Annotated in this window: 11 protein-coding genes and 5 pseudogenes; 9 read left to right on the top strand and 7 right to left on the bottom strand. The window is 59.2% G+C overall.

Features of this window, described 5'->3' with window-relative positions; all coding sequences use genetic code 11:
* The first annotated feature begins 152 nt into the window (after positions 1-152).
* Together B3I26_RS23460 and B3I26_RS23455 are read left to right on the top strand one after the other, a co-directional pair.
* Positions 153-3,722: an indolepyruvate ferredoxin oxidoreductase family protein gene (locus tag B3I26_RS23460; RefSeq protein ID WP_296261204.1), complete on the top strand. Its 3,570-nt coding sequence runs from the start codon at positions 153-155 to the stop codon at positions 3,720-3,722.
* Positions 3,723-3,798: 76 nt separating this feature from the next.
* Positions 3,799-4,443, top strand: coding sequence for a TetR/AcrR family transcriptional regulator (locus tag B3I26_RS23455; RefSeq protein WP_296261203.1), 645 nt, complete (start codon positions 3,799-3,801; stop codon positions 4,441-4,443).
* Between the two features lie 23 nt (positions 4,444-4,466).
* Here the strand turns inward: B3I26_RS23455 and B3I26_RS23450 are convergent, their stop codons facing one another.
* Together B3I26_RS23450 and B3I26_RS23445 are read right to left on the bottom strand one after the other, a co-directional pair.
* A complete protein-coding gene (locus B3I26_RS23450) occupies positions 4,467-4,898 on the bottom strand; it encodes a LexA family protein (RefSeq protein ID WP_296261202.1) in 432 nt (143 codons plus the stop codon).
* Positions 4,899-5,057: 159 nt separating this feature from the next.
* Positions 5,058-5,227 (bottom strand): annotated as a pseudogene (locus B3I26_RS23445) (DNA polymerase V subunit UmuC); the annotation flags it as partial.
* Positions 5,228-5,231: 4 nt separating this feature from the next.
* Between B3I26_RS23445 and B3I26_RS23440 the strand changes: the two are divergent.
* The 5 genes and pseudogenes from B3I26_RS23440 to B3I26_RS23420 form a co-directional block, all read left to right on the top strand.
* Positions 5,232-5,503 (top strand): annotated as a pseudogene (locus tag B3I26_RS23440) (IS3 family transposase); the annotation flags it as partial.
* Between the two features lie 17 nt (positions 5,504-5,520).
* Positions 5,521-5,963 (top strand): annotated as a pseudogene (locus B3I26_RS23435) (site-specific integrase); the annotation flags it as partial.
* A gap of 20 nt (positions 5,964-5,983) precedes the next feature.
* A complete protein-coding gene (locus B3I26_RS23430; RefSeq protein WP_296261201.1) occupies positions 5,984-7,570 on the top strand; it encodes an ABC-F family ATPase in 1,587 nt (528 codons plus the stop codon).
* 279 nt (positions 7,571-7,849) lie between these two features.
* Positions 7,850-8,947, top strand: coding sequence for a tetratricopeptide repeat protein (locus tag B3I26_RS23425; RefSeq protein ID WP_296261200.1), 1,098 nt, complete (start codon positions 7,850-7,852; stop codon positions 8,945-8,947).
* A 368-nt stretch (positions 8,948-9,315) separates the two neighbouring features.
* Positions 9,316-9,678 carry a histone-like nucleoid-structuring protein, MvaT/MvaU family gene (locus B3I26_RS23420; protein WP_296261199.1) on the top strand — a complete coding sequence of 121 codons (363 nt, stop codon included), beginning with the start codon at positions 9,316-9,318 and terminating at the stop codon, positions 9,676-9,678.
* A 467-nt stretch (positions 9,679-10,145) separates the two neighbouring features.
* Here the strand turns inward: B3I26_RS23420 and B3I26_RS23415 are convergent.
* Positions 10,146-10,728, bottom strand: a pseudogene (locus B3I26_RS23415) (DUF4946 domain-containing protein).
* A 123-nt stretch (positions 10,729-10,851) separates the two neighbouring features.
* Between B3I26_RS23415 and gloA the strand changes: the two are divergent.
* Positions 10,852-11,373, top strand: coding sequence for a lactoylglutathione lyase (gene gloA / locus B3I26_RS23410; RefSeq protein WP_296261196.1), 522 nt, complete (start codon positions 10,852-10,854; stop codon positions 11,371-11,373).
* Positions 11,374-11,527: 154 nt separating this feature from the next.
* Here the strand turns inward: gloA and ahpF are convergent, their stop codons facing one another.
* Together ahpF and ahpC are read right to left on the bottom strand one after the other, a co-directional pair.
* Positions 11,528-13,090, bottom strand: a complete 1,563-nt coding sequence (gene ahpF / locus B3I26_RS23405; protein ID WP_296261194.1) for an alkyl hydroperoxide reductase subunit F — start codon at positions 13,088-13,090, stop codon at positions 11,528-11,530.
* Positions 13,091-13,220: 130 nt separating this feature from the next.
* Positions 13,221-13,784 carry an alkyl hydroperoxide reductase subunit C gene (gene ahpC / locus B3I26_RS23400; RefSeq protein WP_296261193.1) on the bottom strand — a complete coding sequence of 188 codons (564 nt, stop codon included), beginning with the start codon at positions 13,782-13,784 and terminating at the stop codon, positions 13,221-13,223.
* Between the two features lie 360 nt (positions 13,785-14,144).
* Here ahpC and B3I26_RS23395 point away from each other — a divergent pair, with 360 nt between their 5' ends.
* Positions 14,145-14,852: a DNA-binding protein gene (locus B3I26_RS23395; RefSeq protein ID WP_296261192.1), complete on the top strand. Its 708-nt coding sequence runs from the start codon at positions 14,145-14,147 to the stop codon at positions 14,850-14,852.
* Between the two features lie 19 nt (positions 14,853-14,871).
* Here the strand turns inward: B3I26_RS23395 and B3I26_RS23390 are convergent.
* Together B3I26_RS23390 and gorA are read right to left on the bottom strand one after the other, a co-directional pair.
* Positions 14,872-16,530 (bottom strand): annotated as a pseudogene (locus tag B3I26_RS23390) (ATP-binding protein); the annotation flags it as partial.
* Positions 16,531-16,663: 133 nt separating this feature from the next.
* Positions 16,664-18,019 carry a glutathione-disulfide reductase gene (gorA, locus tag B3I26_RS23385; protein WP_296261191.1) on the bottom strand — a complete coding sequence of 452 codons (1,356 nt, stop codon included), beginning with the start codon at positions 18,017-18,019 and terminating at the stop codon, positions 16,664-16,666.
* Positions 18,020-18,032: the final 13 nt, after the last annotated feature.

Below are 18,032 nucleotides of genomic sequence, written 5' to 3'. Positions count from 1 at the left end.
CGACCGCCACGGCCAGGTATCTGTTTTGCCAATACCACCCTGCGTAATTTGTGATTTTACGATGCGCAGGTGCCTCCCTAGACTCGGCGGCATAACAGCAGCGCCGGGTGTCATCGCTCAGGCGCGCATACAACACGCCTGGAGAACCCGCCATGTCCGCCACCCCGTCGCTGGAAGACAAATATGTCCAGCTCACCGGTAAAGTCTTGCTCACTGGCGTGCAGGCGCTGGTTCGTCTGCCCTTGATGCAGCGCCAGCGCGACCTCGCCAACGGCCTGAATACCGCTGGGTTCATCTCCGGTTATCGAGGCTCGCCGCTGGGCGGTTTCGACCAAGCGTTGTGGAAAGCGCGTGACCACCTCAAGGCGCATCACACGGTCTTCAATCCCGGCGTCAACGAAGACCTGGCCGCGACCTCGGTCTGGGGCACGCAACAGGTCAGCATGTTCGAAGGCGCGACCTACGATGGCGTGTTCGGCATGTGGTACGGCAAGGGGCCAGGCGTTGACCGCTGCGGCGATGTGTTCCGCCACGCCAACGCCGCCGGCACGTCCCGATTCGGCGGGGTCCTGGTGGTGGCCGGTGACGACCACGGCGCACGCAGCTCCTCACTGCCGCACCAGACCGAGCATATTTTCAAGGCGGTGATGATTCCGGTGCTGGCGCCGTCGGGGGTGCAGGAATACCTCGACTACGGCCTGCACGGCTGGGCCATGTCGCGCTACTCCGGCTGCTGGGTCGCAATGAAGGCCGTGGCCGATACCGTGGAAAGCGCGGCCATCGTCGATCTCGATCCGCAGCGCGCGCTGCCGGTGATCCCCGACATTCCATTGCCTGAAGGCGGCCTCAATATTCGCTGGCCGGACCCGCCGCTGGCCCAGGAAAAACGCCTCATCGAGCACAAGCTGTATGCCGCCCTGGCCTACGCCCGGGCGAACAAGCTCGACCGGGTGGTACAGGACTCGGCTCGCGCCCGAATCGGCATCATCACCTCGGGCAAGTCGTATCTGGACGTCTGCCAGGCGTTGAAGATGCTCGGGATTGACGACGAACTGGCGCAGCAGATCGGCCTGCGGGTCTACAAGGTGGGCATGATCTGGCCGCTGGACGCCGAAGGTGTTCGGCAGTTCGCCGAAGGGCTGGAAGAGATCATCGTGGTCGAAGAGAAACGCCACCTGCTGGAGTACCAGCTCAAGGAAGAGCTGTACAACTGGCGCGAAGACGTGCGCCCGCGCATCGTCGGCAAGTTCGATGACAAAGGCGAATGGAGCCTGCCGCACACCGGTTGGTTGCTGCCGGCCGTGGGCGAGCTGACCCCGGCGCAGATCGCCCGCGCGCTGGCCCGGCGCATTCTACGTGTGCATCAGAGCGGCCCGCTGCAGGTGCGCCTGGCCGTGCTCGACGCGCAGCTGGGAGCCTGCGCGGCGCCGGCCAACCTGATGGAGCGGGTACCGCATTACTGCTCCGGCTGCCCGCACAACACCTCGACCAAGGTCCCCGAAGGCAGCCGCGCGTTGGCCGGCATCGGCTGTCATTACATGGCCGCCTGGATCTATCCGCAAACCCAGACGTTCAGCCAGATGGGCGGCGAAGGCGTGGCGTGGATCGGTCAGGCGCCCTTCACTCAGACCCGACACGTGTTCGCCAACCTGGGCGACGGCACCTACTTCCACTCCGGGTTGCTGGCCATTCGCGCCTCCGTCGCGGCGAAGGTCGCGATCACCTACAAGATTCTCTACAACGACGCCGTGGCGATGACCGGAGGCCAGCCGGTCGATGGCACGCTGAGCGTGGCGCAGATCAGCCGTCAGCTGGCCGCCGAAGGGGTGAAGCGCATTGTCGTGGTCACCGACGAGCCGGAGCGCTATGAAGCCATCACCGACCTGGCGCCGGACGTACCGGTCTATCACCGCGAACACATGGAAGAGGTGCAGCAACAGCTGCGCGAATACGCCGATGTGTCGGCGCTGATCTATGACCAGACCTGTGCCGCGGAAAAACGTCGTCGGCGCAAGCGCGGCAAGTTCGCCGACCCGGCTCGCCGGGTGGTCATCAACGAATCGGTGTGCGAAGGCTGTGGCGATTGCAGCAGCCAGTCCAACTGCATGTCGGTGGTGCCGGTAGAGACCGAGTTCGGTCGCAAGCGGGAAATCGACCAATCGTCCTGCAACAAGGACTTCACCTGCCTGTCAGGCTTCTGCCCAAGTTTCGTCACCGTGGAAGGCGGCAAACCTCGCAAGCCGGCGGCGTTGGCCGATAACGCCGAAGACCACTGGGATTTGCCTGAGCCGCAGCCCCTGGCGCTGGACCAGCCCTACAGCATTCTGGTCACCGGGGTGGGCGGCACCGGCGTGGTGACCATCGGTGCCTTGCTGGGCATGGCGGCGTTCATCGAAGGCAAAGGCGTGCTGAACCTGGACATGGCCGGCATGGCGCAAAAAGGCGGTGCAGTGTGGTCGCACATTCGTATTGCCGAGCGTCAGGAACAGCTGTATGCGCCGCGCATTGCCGAGGGCGAAGTCGACCTGTTGCTCGGTTGCGATCTGGTGGTCAGTGCCAACGCCGAAACACTGGTCAAGCTGCGCCAGGGTGTGACCCACGCGGTGATCAACTCCGAACAAAGCATTACCAGCGCCTTCGTGCGCAGCTTCGCCAGGCAGGCAGAAAGTGGCGATTTGCTCAGCCATCCCGACCCGGTATTCCGCACGGGGGGAATGTCACAGCAGATCAGTGACGCTGTGGGGCCCGAACAGGCGCTGTTCATCGATGCCAGCCAGATGGCCACGGCCTTGATGGGCGACTCCATCGCCACCAACACCTTCATGCTCGGCTTCGCCTTTCAGAAAGGCTGGTTGCCGGTGGGTGAACAGGCGCTGATGCAGGCCATCGAACTCAACGGCACGGCAGTGGCATTCAACCGCACGGCATTTCTCTGGGGCCGTCGGGCGGCGGTGGATAAACCGCGCATGGAAGCCCGGCTCAAGGCACTCAAGGTTCAAGGCACGGATCGCCAATTGGCCGAGACGCTGGAGCAGCGCATCGCCCGACGTGTGGTGTACCTGAACGACTATCAGAATGCCGCTTACGCGAAGCGCTATCTTGAGCGGGTCGAGCGTTTCATGAAGGCCGAAACCGCCCTCGCAGGCCAACCCGGAGCATTGACCGAAGCCGTTGCCCGCTATTATTTCAAGGTTCTGGCGATCAAGGACGAATACGAGGTAGCGCGCCTGTACAGCAACGGCGATTTCCTGAAAAAGGTCGAGGCCGGATTCGAAGGCGAGTACAGCCTGCGCTTTCACCTGGCCCCACCGCTTCTGCACAAGGCTGTCGCCGGGGTGGCACCGCGCAAGAGCAGCTACGGGCCGTGGATGCTGAAGGGGTTCAAGGTGCTCGCTGGTCTTAAGGTCCTGCGCAACACCTGGCTCGACCCGTTCGGTCGTACTCATGAGCGCAAGGTCGATCTGCAGTGGCTGGCCGACTACGAATCCTTGCTGGACGAAGTCTTGGGCCGACTGAGCGTCGACAACCTGGCACTGGCCGTTTCATTGGCCCAATTGCCCGATGCCGTTCGCGGGTATGGCCACGTACGGGAGCGCTACCTGAGCCACGCACGGCAGCGTCTTGCCGGGTTGCTGGAGCAATGGCATGGCAAAGTCGCGCCCCAAGAGGTCAGCGGTGCGATCCAGGTGCAACCGGCGCGGATTCGTGTAACGCAGTTGTAAGGCATGTCGCGCCAGGCAGCCTATGACACAGGCTGCCTGGCGCGACCATTTCCGGCTCTCTATTCGAGGTGAACCCATGCAGGCTCTCGCAGCGCTCGACGTCGTGCAAACCGATGCGCCACCTTCACCCCATGAACAGATCCGCGCCACCGCCCTGCAGCTGTTCGTCGACCAGGGTTTTCATTCGGTGAGCCTCCGTCAACTGGCGGCGGCTGTCGGCATGCAAGCCGGCTCGCTGTACAACCACATCGAGAGCAAGGATGCGCTGCTGTTCGAGTTAATCGAGCACTACGAAAACGCGTTGCTGCTGGCACTGCCGGGCAAGCGCCTGGTGGTGAGTGATCCACTCAAGGCCCTGAGTGCGTTCATCCGAAACCATGTCACCTTCACCTCCGAACACCGGCAACGCTGGCTGCTGGCGCGTCTTGAATTTCGTTGCCTGACGGCCGATCAACAGCGTCACATCCAGGCGCTGCGAGACCAGATCGCCAGCCGACTCGCTGCGATCCTGCAAGCAGGCATCGAGCAGGAGCGCTTCGTCCGCGTGCCGGTCAGCACGATGGTGCCGTGCATGCTGGCGATGCTCAACGAAATCAGCAGCTGGCACAGCCCCGGCCATAACCCGTCGCTGGCCGCGACGGTCGGGCTGCACACCAAGATGATCCACGGCGTGCTGCTGCCCTCCTCCTTTGGGCAGGGCGGGACTTCGGCTGAACGGTGAGGCTATGAAGAAAGGCGAACAGGTCAGGCCTGCGCATGAGCGCGGACACTGTGCTTGACTACCCCCCAGATCATCAGGTCATCACTGTCCAGCACACGGCGTGGCGGAAACTTGGGGTTCTCCGATTTCAGAATGACATCTGGCCCACGCATGTGCAGACGCTTGCACACCGATTCGTCATTGAGCGAGGCGACTACGATATCGTCATGCTCGGCATACAGGCTGCGGTCAACGATCACCAGGTCGCCACAAAAAATGCCTGCTCCCTGCATGCTGTCGTCCCCGACCCTGATCAGGTAGACATGAGGCGTGTCGATGTTGAAAAGCTCACCCAGCGAAACATGCTTTTGGATGTGATCGTCCGAAAGAGAGCAAGGCCCTGCTGCTTTGCGCAAGGAATAAAACGGCAGTTTTTGGCCGCCCGGCAGCAAAGGGCCAAGAATGGTGAGACTCATGATACGCGCCTTTTTTGGAGTTAACTGTATGTATGTACAGTTAACTCCGTGACTCACTTGCGGTCAATCTCACAGATCGGGATTTCGACGAGTGACAGCCTAAGAGCCCCTGCCGCGCCAGACCACTCACGAAGAAGCGCTGAGGGTGACTCGAAGCCGTGTTGCCGGGGGATTTACACCCCTGACGTCGTTGGTGGGATGGCAGCTCTACCAGCGCACCGTTGGCGTACTTGGCCTCCTCTGGATTGAACATTCCACTGCGAATGCTGACCCCGGTCTTTCCGGCACAGCGAATGCTGCGCGCTGAGCTTTTCTGCAGCGCGCTGGGTTTAAGACTGGCCAAGCTTCTTGAAGGCCAACACTGTAATCAGCAGCATGAGCCGGCGGGGAAACTGCCATAACAGTGCCGTAGCCGAAAGCTTTTTCCTGCTTTTGAAGCAGGAGCGATCCGACGAAATATCTACACAACGCGTGAAGAAGTCCGAAGCGATATTTTCGATTACATCGAAATATTCTATATCCCCAAACGCCGACACAGCAGTGCCATGCAGCTGTCTCCAGTAGAGTATGAAAAACGCTATTTCCTGAGCTTGGAGAGTGTCTAGGAAACCAGGGGCGATTCAAAATCAAGGAACGCACCAAAACCAAGACCGATCGTGTCGTTTTGCTCAACGAACGGGCTCTGCATGCGCTGGAGTTTGCTAAGGCCTACCACAAGAGTCGGTTGGCAGGCCAGGGAACACTCGATGCCCTTCCCTACGTTTTTCCTCCTTCGGAAGGTAGCGATCACATCAGACAGACATTGGACATGCATAAACAGTGGGGGCCGACCCTTGAGCCGCTGGTGTTCGCTATCGCCCACCATACAACTGTCGTCATACCTATGCGACAATATGCAAAATGTCTGGCATGAACCCCGCATTCATTTCTCAGCAGCTCGGCCATAGCGTGCAGATGCTGTTGTCGACGTATGCCTGCTGGATCAACTCAAGCTCCGACTGGAGCGAACTAGAAAAACTCAAAATTGGTATCAAATCGGTATCAGAGCTTTCTAGCAACAGCTAAGTAATTGATAGGTAAAGCACTTGATTTCCACAGCTAACATCACGATGCAGTTTGGCGCCAAGCCGCTGTTCGAGAACGTCTCGGTCAAATTCAACAACGGCAATCGCTACGGCCTCATCGGCGCCAACGGCTGTGGCAAATCCACCTTCATGAAGATTCTGGGCGGTGACCTCGAACCGTCCGGCGGTCAGGTCATGCTCGAGCCGAACGTGCGCCTGGGCAAGCTGCGCCAGGATCAGTTCGCTTATGAGCAATTCAGCGTCATCGACACGGTGATCATGGGTCACGAAGAGCTGTGGAAGGTCAAGGCCGAGCGCGACCGCATCTATTCGCTGCCGGAAATGAGCGAAGACGACGGCATGGCCGTTGCCGAACTGGAAACCGAGTTCGCCGAGATGGACGGCTACACCGCAGAATCCCGCGCTGGCGAGTTGCTGCTGGGTCTGGGCATTCCGCTGGAACAGCACTTCGGACCGATGACCGAAGTTGCGCCGGGCTGGAAATTGCGTGTGTTGCTGGCGCAGGCGCTGTTTTCCGATCCGGAAGTGCTGTTGCTCGACGAGCCGACCAACCACCTGGATATCAATACCATTCGCTGGCTGGAAACTATTCTCACGGCGCGTAACAGCACCATGATCATCATTTCCCACGACCGGCACTTCCTCAATAGCGTCTGCACTCACATGGCCGACCTGGACTACGGCGAGCTGCGCCTGTTCCCGGGCAACTACGATGAGTACATGACCGCGGCGACCCAGTCCCGTGAGCAGTTGTTGTCGGATAACGCCAAGAAGAAGGCACAGATCGCCGAGCTCCAGACCTTCGTCAGCCGCTTCTCGGCCAACGCGTCGAAAGCCAAGCAGGCCACTTCCCGCGCCAAGCAGATCGACAAGATCCAGTTGGCCGAAGTCAAGCCATCGAGTCGCGTCAGTCCGTTCATCCGTTTCGAGCAGACCAAAAAGCTGCACCGCCAGGCCGTGACCATCGAGCAGATGTCCAAAGCCTTCGATGGCAAGACGCTGTTCAAGAACTTCAGCTTCACCGTCGAAGCCGGGGAGCGCGTGGCGATCATCGGCCCGAACGGTATCGGCAAGACCACCTTGCTGCGCACGCTGATGGGCGAATTGACGCCTGACGCCGGATCTGTGAAGTGGACTGAAAGTGCGGAACTGGGCTACTACGCGCAAGACCACGCCCACGACTTCGAAGACGATGTCAGCCTGTTCGACTGGATGGGACAGTGGACTCAGGGTGAGCAGATCATCCGTGGCACGCTGGGCCGCATGCTGTTCTCCAACGACGAAATTCTCAAGTCGGTCAAGGTCATTTCCGGTGGTGAACAAGGCCGCATGCTGTTTGGCAAGCTGATCCTGCAGAAGCCCAACGTGCTGGTGATGGATGAACCGACGAACCACCTGGATATGGAATCGATCGAAGCGCTCAACCTGGCGCTGGAGAACTATCCAGGAACGCTGATTTTTGTCAGTCACGATCGCGAGTTTGTATCGTCCCTGGCCACTCGTATCATCGAGCTGAGTGCTAACGGCGTTACCGACTTCAGCGGTACTTATGACGACTACCTGCGTAGCCAGGGTGTGGTGTTCTAAGCCGTACCGTGTCATACCCAAAGCCCCGTCCACAGGACGGGGCTTTTTTTATTCGGCGACCGGCTGCGTATTCAGACCGTTGCCTTGGGCTACACAGTCAGCCTGACGGCTTTAATATTGCGCGAGCTGCCACCTCGTCGCCCCCTCCATCGCAGCACGGCATCGATCCGGCAAAAAACACAAAAATGATGACAAGAATTTCATTCCGGTGCACTCAAGCCGTTTGACACTCGACCATCACTCCCCGAAGCTGCTGGCTACGCAACAATGGAAATGGGTATGTCTAACGCGTCTCCACAGCACCCCACAGCGCAACTGAAGGCTCGCCGCCGCTGGAAGGTTGCGATCGCAGCCATCGTGGTGCTGGCGTTGATCGCACTGGGGCTGCTGGTCAGGGGCTGGCATGCGCCGCCCGCCACGCCAGCCGTCAACCACAGTTACGCCGAAGCCTTGGAGCAGGCCCACAACGGCAAGCCAGGTGCTGCGCGAGTGCTCTATCAGCAATTCACCCGCACCGACCTTTCCGACATTCGCCGCGCCGGATTACTGGCCGAACTGACCAACTACCCCAGTGCCCAGGCGCTGAAGATCCTCGACGGCGACCTCAAGCGCCCTGCTCCCCTGGTACAACAAGCGGCGATCGACACTGTCGTCGCTATCGTCCCGCAAGCGCAACGCAGCCTGTTGATCGGCCCCCTGCTCGATGATCCCGATCAAGGCGTGCGCTTTAGCGCTGTACGCGCATTACTGGGCTTGTCGCCCGACGACGTCGGGTTGTACTACGGGGCGCTTCAGGACGCCGCTGCGCAATACGAAAGCACCCTGGCCTCGCAGCCCCCCAGTGGTCAAAGCCAATTACAGCTGGCAAAACTGTTCGTCAATGGCGGCGACAACCGCAAGGCGGCCGATGCACTGGAGCTGGCCTTGAAACTGGAACCCGACAACATTCAGGCTGGAGTCGCTCAGGTCCAACTGCTAGACCAGCAGGGGCAGACCGATCGTTCGCGTCAACAGCTCGCTCAGTTACAGGACAAACATCCGCAGTCTTCATTGCTGCAACACGCGCTGGGCATGTGGCTGCTGCGTCACCAGCAAAATGAGTACGCGTTACTGGCCCTGGCGAAGGCCGTGGAGCTGGAGCCGGAAAATATTGCTTATCGTTATGATCTGGCCGTCGCGTTGCACGACCTCCAGCAGATTGAACCCGCGCAGCGCCAACTGGAAGATATCCTGCAACGACAGCCCGCCAATCGCAGCGCCCGCATCCTGCTGATCAGTTATTGGAAGCAAGCCGGACAACTGCAAAAAGTGCAGGTTTTGCTGGCCGAGCTTGAGCAATTGAACCCTGATGACCCGGCTTTGCAACAAGGGCAATAGCCGTCCTAAACAGCATCGCCAGCGCAGAGCAATAGTTTCCATCACCCGCCTAGTTCGAGAAATTACTTACAAAGACTCGTCCTCCGATAAGGTAATTTTTTGTCGGCGCCGGTTATCTAGCAGGCAAGTTTCATTTAACAAATGCGCCTGCCCTATTTTCCCCCCCGCAAAAAACGTGCATTATTTGCCCGTAGCGAATGATAACTACCCCGCTATCGACATGAAGCTGACAGCACAGCGTTAGTTTGCTGGCCAACGGCGATGTCAAGCGCTAAGGGGTAGTGACAGAATGAGCACAGGGCCCTTTATTTGCGTCTTTGTTGCTTGCGTTGGGCTGACAACAGCCATTCACCGCCGGAGTACTATATTTGTCCAGACTTGCCGAATTTCGTGCAGCAGAAAAAGCCCTTCAGGAACAGCTGGCCCAGCTGGAAAATCTGAAGAATGATGCCGGACTGAAAAAGGAGATCGAATTCGAACAGAAGCTCCAGGCCCTGATGAGCACCTACGACAAGAGTCTGCGTGATGTCATCGCCATCCTCGACCCTAACCCGTCGAACACCACTGCAGCGCCCGCCGGCCCGAAACGTCGGCGTGCGCGGGTGGTCAAGGTCTACCACAACCCGCACACCGGCGAGTTGATCGAGACCAAAGGCGGCAACCATCGCGGCCTGAAATCGTGGAAAGAGCAATACGGTGCCGAGACCGTGGACTCTTGGCTGCGCGGCTGACCACTCGCCGGACACTATCAGCGTCTTATAAAAAAGCCCCTGATGCAGGGGCTTTTTTATAAGCCTGATAAGTGCAGTCATTATCCGTGCAACGCGGATGGCAGAAAGTGCTTTAGACACGCCCGGCTCAACAGCCAAAGCGCCAAGTTCGAAATCACTCTGAGCCGCGATATCCGTCTTCCGATTGTACAACTACATACAGGCGGCGATCTCGGGTTCCATACGAAAGCAGTAATGAGTGGGTGTTATTAGTCCGATCCATAGTGCGGCGAGAACTAAGGATGCCGGGGATTGCGCCGACGAACAACTGGTGAAATTTTTCGTCGCTGCGTGCATTAAAGAAGTTCTTCACATTTTTTTCACACTCACTTCTACAGGATGGAGGCTGCTAAAGGATTAGCACCCCATGCCCGCTTCGGCGGGCTTCTTTATGCCCGGCGCGGACTGTACAACTGGTCGGTCAGTCCTCACGGTGTCACGTTCAGACGCAGGCTATCCCTGATACGCACCACTTCATCCCTGTTGGCGGCATATCCATCGGCCGAGCCCGCATAGGACAGCGACCAAGCCATCTCCTTGTTCGCAGCTGCTACCAGCGTCTGAGTTAGCACGTGGGTGCCGTTCTGAGTGACGGTGCAGGTGGTTTCCATGGCGGCAACCTCGCCCAGCGTGCTCTCTTTCATCTTCGTACACACGCTCTGATAACCGCTGTGGACAAAATTGATCTGCACTGCCTTGCGCATTTCCAGCAGCACGCCTTGAACGTTGACTTCGTGACCAGGCTGCAAGCGCGTTTGAGTCAGCTCCACCACCATGACCGGGTCTCCCCTGTCATCGTTTTTGACGGCGCGCTGACGTGTTTGCACTGAAGGACGCCGCGCCTCGGGTGACGGCTCTGATTGCGGCAGTGTCTGGACCTCCCAGTCACTGGGCCAGACGATCACCGTGTCTGCTGCCTGTGTGTGACTGACGCCGAAGGCCAGGCAAGCACCTACAAGCGATGATGTACGTAATGAGAAACGCATTTGCGGTACCTGAACGTCGAGCCACAAAGTCTGAGCCACCCAGCCCACGCTCACAAGCGCTGCGAGGCAAGTCATGCACTTTCGGGTTTGGCTCGGGCGCCGTGTCCCGTATCATGGTGCAACATTTATAGAATGACCCGGAGTCACCATGAGTCTGCACGAACTGAACACTTTTCCTGGCGTCACTGCCCAGCCAGAGGCCGCTACTGCCCAATTCGTGTTCAACCACACCATGCTGCGCGTCAAGGACATCACCGCCTCGCTGGATTTCTACACCCGCGTGCTCGGTTTCAGCCTGGTGGAAAAGCGCGATTTCCCTGAAGCCGAATTCAGCCTGTACTTCCTGGCGCTGGTCGATAAGGCGCAGATTCCGGCCGATGATGCCGCACGCACGGTATGGATGAAGGGCATTCCCGGTATCCTCGAGCTGACCCACAACCACGGCACCGAGAAAGACCCGGCATTGGCCTACCACAATGGTAACGCCGACCCTCGCGGCTTTGGTCACATCTGTGTGTCGGTACCGGATATACAGGTCGCATGCGCACGGTTTGAAGCGCTGGGCGTGGACTTTCAGAAGCGCCTGACCGACGGCCGCATGAAGAGCCTGGCCTTCATCAAGGACCCGGACGGCTACTGGGTCGAGATCATTCAGCCGACCCCGGTTTGAGCTGATCAACCGTTTGTATCCGCGCGGCTTGTCGGCAGTGGCGTTTTCGAGAACGCCACTTGCGCCAAGGCAGACCGCTACGCCATGGCGAATATAAAAAAAACCTCATGATTGCTCATGAGGTTTTTTGTTTTTACCCATTCTCAGCCAGGTTTCAAGCCGGGGCGCTGGTGCGGATCAGATGATCGAAAGCACTCAGGGATGCCTTGGCACCCTCGCCCACTGCAATCACGATCTGCTTGTACGGCACCGTGGTGACGTCTCCGGCCGCGAAAATGCCAGGAATCGAGGTTTCGCCACGGTTGTCGACAACGATCTCGCCGCGTGGGGACAGCTCAATGGTGCCTTTTAACCATTCGGTGTTCGGCAACAACCCGATCTGCACAAATATCCCTTCGAGCTCGACGTTGATCTCTTCGCCAGTGATACGGTTCTTGTAGCGCAGGCCGTTGACCTTCTGGCCGTCGCCGGTCACTTCACTGGTCAGGGCACTGGTCAGCACCGTCACGTTGGGCAGACTGTGCAGCTTACGCTGCAGAACCGCGTCCGCGCGCAGCGAGCTGTCGAATTCCAGCAAGGTCACGTGAGACACGATGCCGGCCAGGTCGATCGCCGCTTCCACACCCGAGTTACCGCCACCGATCACAGCAACGCGCTTGCCTTTGAACAGCGGGCCGTCGCAGTGCGGGCAGTACGCCACGCCCTTGTTGCGGTACTGCTGCTCGCCCGGCACGTTCATTTCGCGCCAGCGGGCACCTGTCGCCAGAATCACGGTTTTGGACTTCAACACGCCGCCGCTGGCGAACCTGACCTGATGCAGGGCGCCATCCTTGCCAGGTATCAACTGGTCGCCCCGTTGCAGGTTCATGATGTCGACTTCGTATTCCTTAACGTGCTCTTCAAGGGCCACGGCCAGTTTCGGGCCTTCGGTGTGTTGTACCGAAATGAAGTTTTCAATAGCCATGGTATCCAGCACCTGACCGCCGAAGCGCTCCGCCGCGACACCCGTACGGATGCCCTTGCGTGCGGCATAGATCGCGGCAGCAGAGCCTGCAGGGCCGCCGCCGACCACCAGCACATCGAACGCCTCCTTGGCGTTGAGTTTCTCTGCCTGGCGATCGCCGGCGCTGGTGTCGATCTTCGCCAGGATTTCCTCCAGGTTCATGCGGCCCTGGGCGAACAGTTCGCCATTGAGGTAGATGCTAGGCACCGACATGATCTGACGGTCGGTGACTTCCTGCTGGAACAGGCCGCCTTCGATAGCAACGTGCTGCACGCTGGGGTTCAGCACGGCCAGCAGGTTCAACGCCTGGACCACATCAGGGCAATTCTGGCAGGTCAGGGAGAAATAGGTTTCGAATTTGAACGTACCGGTCAGGGAACGCGCCTGCTCGATAGTTTCCTCAGTGGCTTTGGACGGGTAGCCGCCGACTTGCAGCAGCGCCAGTACCAGCGAGGTGAATTCGTGACCCATCGGCAGACCGGCGAAACGCAGCTTGATGTCCTGGCCCGGGCTGTTCAGGGCGAAAGATGGCGTGCGTGCGTCGGAGCCGTTGGTGTCGAGGGTAATCTGATTGGAGCTGCTGACGATGTCGTTAAGCAGCGCCAGCATTTCCTGGGATTTCGCGCCGTCATCGAGGGACGCGACGATCTCGATCGGGCGAGTGATCCGCTCCAGATACGATTTCAATTGGGCTTTAAGATTGGCGTCCAACATGAGGGCATTCCTTTCTTCATTTTCAGGGTCTGAAAAAACAACGCCCGGGCGATAACCGCCCGGGCGTTTTTTGGGGGCGATGCGGCTTGCTGTCTTACGGGCTGTACGCCCCCGGTCCTCTCATAAGGACTTAGATCTTGCCGACCAGGTCCAAAGATGGCGCCAGTGTGGCTTCGCCTTCTTTCCACTTGGCTGGGCAGACTTCGCCCGGATGAGCAGCAACGTACTGAGCAGCCTTGATCTTGCGCAGCAGTTCGGTCGCATCACGGCCAACACCACCGTCGTTCAGCTCGACGATTTTGATTTCGCCTTCCGGATTGATCACGAACGTACCGCGGTCAGCCAGGCCAGCTTCTTCGATCAGTACGTCGAAGTTACGGGAGATGGTCAGGGTAGGGTCGCCGATCATGGTGTACTGGATTTTGCCGATGGCTGGCGAAGTGTTGTGCCAGGCAGCGTGGGCAAAGTGTGTATCGGTCGATACGGAGTAGATTTCAACGCCCAGCTTCTGGAAGGCGTCGTAGTTGTCGGCCAGGTCTTCGAGTTCGGTTGGGCAGACGAAGGTGAAGTCGGCTGGGTAGAAGAACACCACAGACCATTTGCCTTTGAGGTCAGCATCGGAAACTTCAACGAAAGAACCGTTTTTGAAAGCGGTCGCCTTGAACGGTTTTACCTGGCTGTTAATGATAGGCATCGGTTGGATCTCCTTAGGGTTTGTGAAAAACGGTTGCGAACAACAGGTGTAGAAAATGCGGTGTGAAATCGATAGGAAGGATCTTACGCACAATCGCCGGCAGCGGCTCATTGGCAAAGCTGATGCCGGTGATTGGTTTTCGCTATACGGGAACTCTATAGATAGCAGAATTCAGTAACGCCCTGACGCCGTGCAAGACAGGGCCTCTAGACCCGTCCCATCAGGTCCGCCCGATAGCGTACTCACATCGTCCCTTGATGTTCAACCCGTAGCAGACATCGGCTGAAAAATCCCGCACCATAGGCGTTTTGGCAGTACGTAATCCATGATACGTAACGAGGACATGATTCAGGAGTCGGCATGGCACGTAGTGGCATAAACAGGTCTGACGTCCAGGCTGCGCGCCTGGCACTGCTGGCCAAGGGGGAGAATCCCAGTATCGATGCGATACGTATCCAAATGGGTAACACGGGTTCCAAGAGCACCATTCACCGTCTGATGCGCGAGTTGGACGCAAACGAAGGTGACGTTACCGGGCCGCAGATCGACGCCGAAATCAGTGATCTGGTAGCGCGGCTGGCAGCGCGATTGAAAGCGCAGGCGCAGGAGAGTATCGACGAAGGCCAAGCCCGGCTCGATGCCGAAAAGCAAACGCTGCAGTCCACCCTGGCCAGCGTTGAGCGCCGACTTGCCGACCTCGTCGAACGCCATGCCAGGCAGACGACCAGCCTGGGCACGCAAACCGCCACTCTACTCAGCACCCAGCACGCCTTGCAGACGGAGCAGAAGGATACCGTCCGCCTGGCCCAGGTCGCTGAAGACATGGCCACACGGCTACAGGACAAGGAACGGCAGATCCAGGCGCTCAAGAATGAGCATCTGCAAGCCCATACGCAATGCGCGCTGTTGCAGGAGCGTTTGCAGAACGCCCAGAGCGAAAACGACAGGTTGCAGGAGCGCCTGACCGAACGCGACCAGCAGAATCGCGTACTGGAGCTGATTCTGATCAAGACCGAGGTAGCGCTGGAAAACCTGCGGGCGGGACAACCTGCCGCTGACACAAGGTGAGTTGCGAAAGGTCCCTACCCTAAGGCGCTTCGATCAGCCGACGAACCCGCTGGGCCAGGTCATCGACGCTGAATGGCTTGGTCAACATGTCCATGCCCTTCTCCAGAAAATCACCTCGAACCTCAGCATTACGGGCATAACCGGTCATGAACAATACACGCAGTTGCGGGCGTTGCAGGCGGGCGATCTCGGCCAACTGCCGGCCATTCATCCCCGGCAGCCCAACGTCAGTGACCAGCAGATCGATGCGGCCGGCGTCTTGCAGCAATGGCAAGGCAGCAGCGCCATCGGCCGCCACCTCCACCATGTAACCCAACTCGCGCAGCACATCGACAACCAGCATCCGCACATCGGGCTCATCCTCAACGACCAGCACGCGCTCGCCCTGCGCAGCCCTGGGGGCCGCGTCATCGGCGCGGGTCGGCTGCTGCTGCCGGGTGGATTCGATGTGGCATGGCAAATAAAGATCGATGCGTGTGCCCCGACCCTGGGCACTGTCGATCTGCACGTGCCCGCCTGTCTGATTGATAAAGCCGTACACCATCGACAGCCCCAGCCCTGTGCCCTGCCCGATCGGCTTGGTGGTAAAGAAGGGGTCGAATGCCCTGGCGATCACTTCGGCCGACATTCCGCTGCCGGTGTCCTGCACGCTGAGCCGCACGTAATCGCCAGGCGACAGCACCTCATGCTGCGCCGCGACGTGAACGACGTCGGTCTGAATCAGCAGCCGCCCACCGTCGGGCATGGCGTCCCGCGCGTTTATTACCAGATTCAGTAACGCGTTTTCCAGTTGGTGCTCATCGGTACTGGTCAGGCGCAGCGCCTTGTTCAGATCGATTTCCAGCTCGATGCTTTCGCCGATGGTGCGACGCACCAGTTCCTCCATGGACATCACCATCTGGTTGACGTCCACCGGCCGCGGGTCCAGCGACTGCCGTCGAGCAAAAGCCAGCAGGCGGTGCGTCAGCGACGCCGCCCGATTGGCCGAACTCATCGCCGCTTCGATGTAGCGATCGATCTCCGAAACCCGCCCAGCCGCCACTCGCCTCTGGATCAGGTCCAGCGCGCCGAGGACGCCGGTCAGCATATTGTTGAAGTCGTGGGCGATGCCGCCGGTCAACTGGCCGATTGCATCCATTTTCTGCGCGTGACGCAGTGCATCCTCAGCCTGAGCCCGTTCGCTGATTTCCACCTGCAGACGTTGGTTAATCTCGGCCAATTCACGGGTGCGCTCGGCCACCCGCCGCTCGAGACTTTCATTCAGCTCGCGCAAGGCATCTTCAGCGCTGACCTGCGCGGTAATGTCGGTGCTGGTGCCCAACCAGTAGGTAATGCTCCCCTGCTCGTCACGAATGGGCAGCGCGCGGCAGAGGAACCAGCGATAAAGTCCGTCCTTGCCACGCAGCGGGAAGGTGTCTTCCCAGATCGAACCGGTGGCGAAGCAGCGCCTCATGCGTGAATCCACGCGCTCCAGATGATCGGGATGGTGCAGAGAGCGCCAGCCCAGCGCCATCATCGCTTCGTGGGACGTGCCGGTGTAGCTGTACCAGCGAGCGTTGTACCAATAGATCGTTCCGGCAGGATCGGCGATCCAGGCCAACTGGCTCATGTTGTCGGCCAGGGTGCGGAACTGACGTTCGCTTTCATGCAGGGCGTCGGCGCTGGAGGCCCCCTGGTCGTTAGCTTCCCGATCTTCAGGTGCAGTGGGATTCAGGGGCATGGCGGCCGGAAAACTCTTGCTGGTCAAAAGCGGTTCCATCCTTATAACGATTGCAGGCCCGACACTCATCCATGAGCCCAGGATCTTTACCTCAACGCGCTGCGGTACGCATGGTGACGAACTCTTCTGCCGCCGTGGGGTGCACACCGATGGTGTCATCAAACGTCTGCTTGGTCGCTCCGGCCTTTACCGCAATAGCCAGGCTCTGGATGATCTCACCGGCATCCGGGCCCACCATGTGACAGCCCAGTACGCGATCGGTCCTGGCATCGACCACCAGTTTCATCAACGTGCGCTCCTGATTGTCGGTCAGCGACAGCTTCATCGGCCGGAAGCGGCTTTCGAAAATCTGTACGTCGTGCCCCGCCTTCTGCGCCTGCTCCTCGGTCAATCCCACGGTGCCGATGTTCGGCAAGCTGAATACGGCGGTAGGAATGTGATTGTAGTCCACCGCACGATATTGCTCCGGTTTGAACAAACGTCGCGCCACCGCCATGCCTTCGGCCAGCGCCACCGGCGTCAGCTGCACTCGACCGATCACATCGCCCACCGCGATGATCGAGGGTTCGCTGGACTGGTAATGCTCGTCGACCTTGATAAAGCCCTTCTCATCCAGCGCGACGTTGACTGTCTCCAGTCCCAGGTCATCCAGCATCGGGCGACGCCCGGTGGCGTAGAACACCAGGTCGGTATTGAATGTGCTGCCATCGTTGAGCCTCAGGTCGAGGGTGCCGTCGGCGCACTTTTCAATGCTGGCGATTTCGGTCTTGAAGCGAATGTTCATGCCGCGCTTGTGCAGCTCTTCATGCAGGTGTTCACGCACTCCATGATCGAAACCTCGAAGGAACAGCTCACCGCGATACATCAAGGTGACGTCCGCGCCCAGGCCATCGAAGATCGAGGCGAATTCGACGGCGATGTACCCGCCACCGACGATCACCACACGCTTGGGCATTTGCTCGAGGAAAAATACCTCGTTGGAGGTGATGGCGTGTTCGCGACCCGGGATATCCGGTATCTGTGGCCAGCCACCGGTGGCGATCATGATGTGTTCGGCAGTGTGCACTTGGCCGTTGATTTCAACTTCATGGGGACCCCGCAGGCGGGCGTGACCTTCCATCAAGGTCACACCGCTGTTGGCCAGCAGATTGCGGTAGACGCCGTTGAGGCGGCTGATCTCGCGGTTCTTGTTGGCGATCAAGGTCGGCCAGTCGAAGCTGGGCTCGCCCCTGTTCCAGCCGTACCCTTTGGCCTGTTCGAAGTCTTCGGAAAAATGCGCCCCGTATACCATGAGTTTTTTCGGCACGCAGCCGACGTTGACGCATGTCCCGCCCAGATAGCGGCTCTCGGCGACCGCCACGCGCGCGCCGAAACCGGCAGAAAATCGCGCGGCACGGACGCCGCCGGAACCGGCGCCGATGACGAAAAGGTCGAAGTCGTAAGTCATGTTTTTCTCCTGG

The sequence above is a fragment of the Pseudomonas sp. UBA5706 genome (assembly GCF_002419965.1).
Taxonomy (GTDB): Bacteria; Pseudomonadota; Gammaproteobacteria; order Pseudomonadales; family Pseudomonadaceae; genus Aquipseudomonas.
This window is presented reverse-complemented; position numbering and strand designations above follow the sequence as displayed.

Coding starts and splice junctions, on each gene's coding strand:
- B3I26_RS23460 (WP_296261204.1), top strand. CDS start 153: ATGTCCGCCACCCCGTCGCTGGAAGACAAATATGTCCAGCTCACCGGT.
- B3I26_RS23455 (WP_296261203.1), top strand. CDS start 3,799: ATGCAGGCTCTCGCAGCGCTCGACGTCGTGCAAACCGATGCGCCACCT.
- B3I26_RS23450 (WP_296261202.1), bottom strand. CDS start 4,898: ATGAGTCTCACCATTCTTGGCCCTTTGCTGCCGGGCGGCCAAAAACTG.
- B3I26_RS23425 (WP_296261200.1), top strand. CDS start 7,850: ATGTCTAACGCGTCTCCACAGCACCCCACAGCGCAACTGAAGGCTCGC.
- gloA (WP_296261196.1), top strand. CDS start 10,852: ATGAGTCTGCACGAACTGAACACTTTTCCTGGCGTCACTGCCCAGCCA.
- ahpF (WP_296261194.1), bottom strand. CDS start 13,090: ATGTTGGACGCCAATCTTAAAGCCCAATTGAAATCGTATCTGGAGCGG.
- ahpC (WP_296261193.1), bottom strand. CDS start 13,784: ATGCCTATCATTAACAGCCAGGTAAAACCGTTCAAGGCGACCGCTTTC.
- B3I26_RS23395 (WP_296261192.1), top strand. CDS start 14,145: ATGGCACGTAGTGGCATAAACAGGTCTGACGTCCAGGCTGCGCGCCTG.
- gorA (WP_296261191.1), bottom strand. CDS start 18,019: ATGACTTACGACTTCGACCTTTTCGTCATCGGCGCCGGTTCCGGCGGC.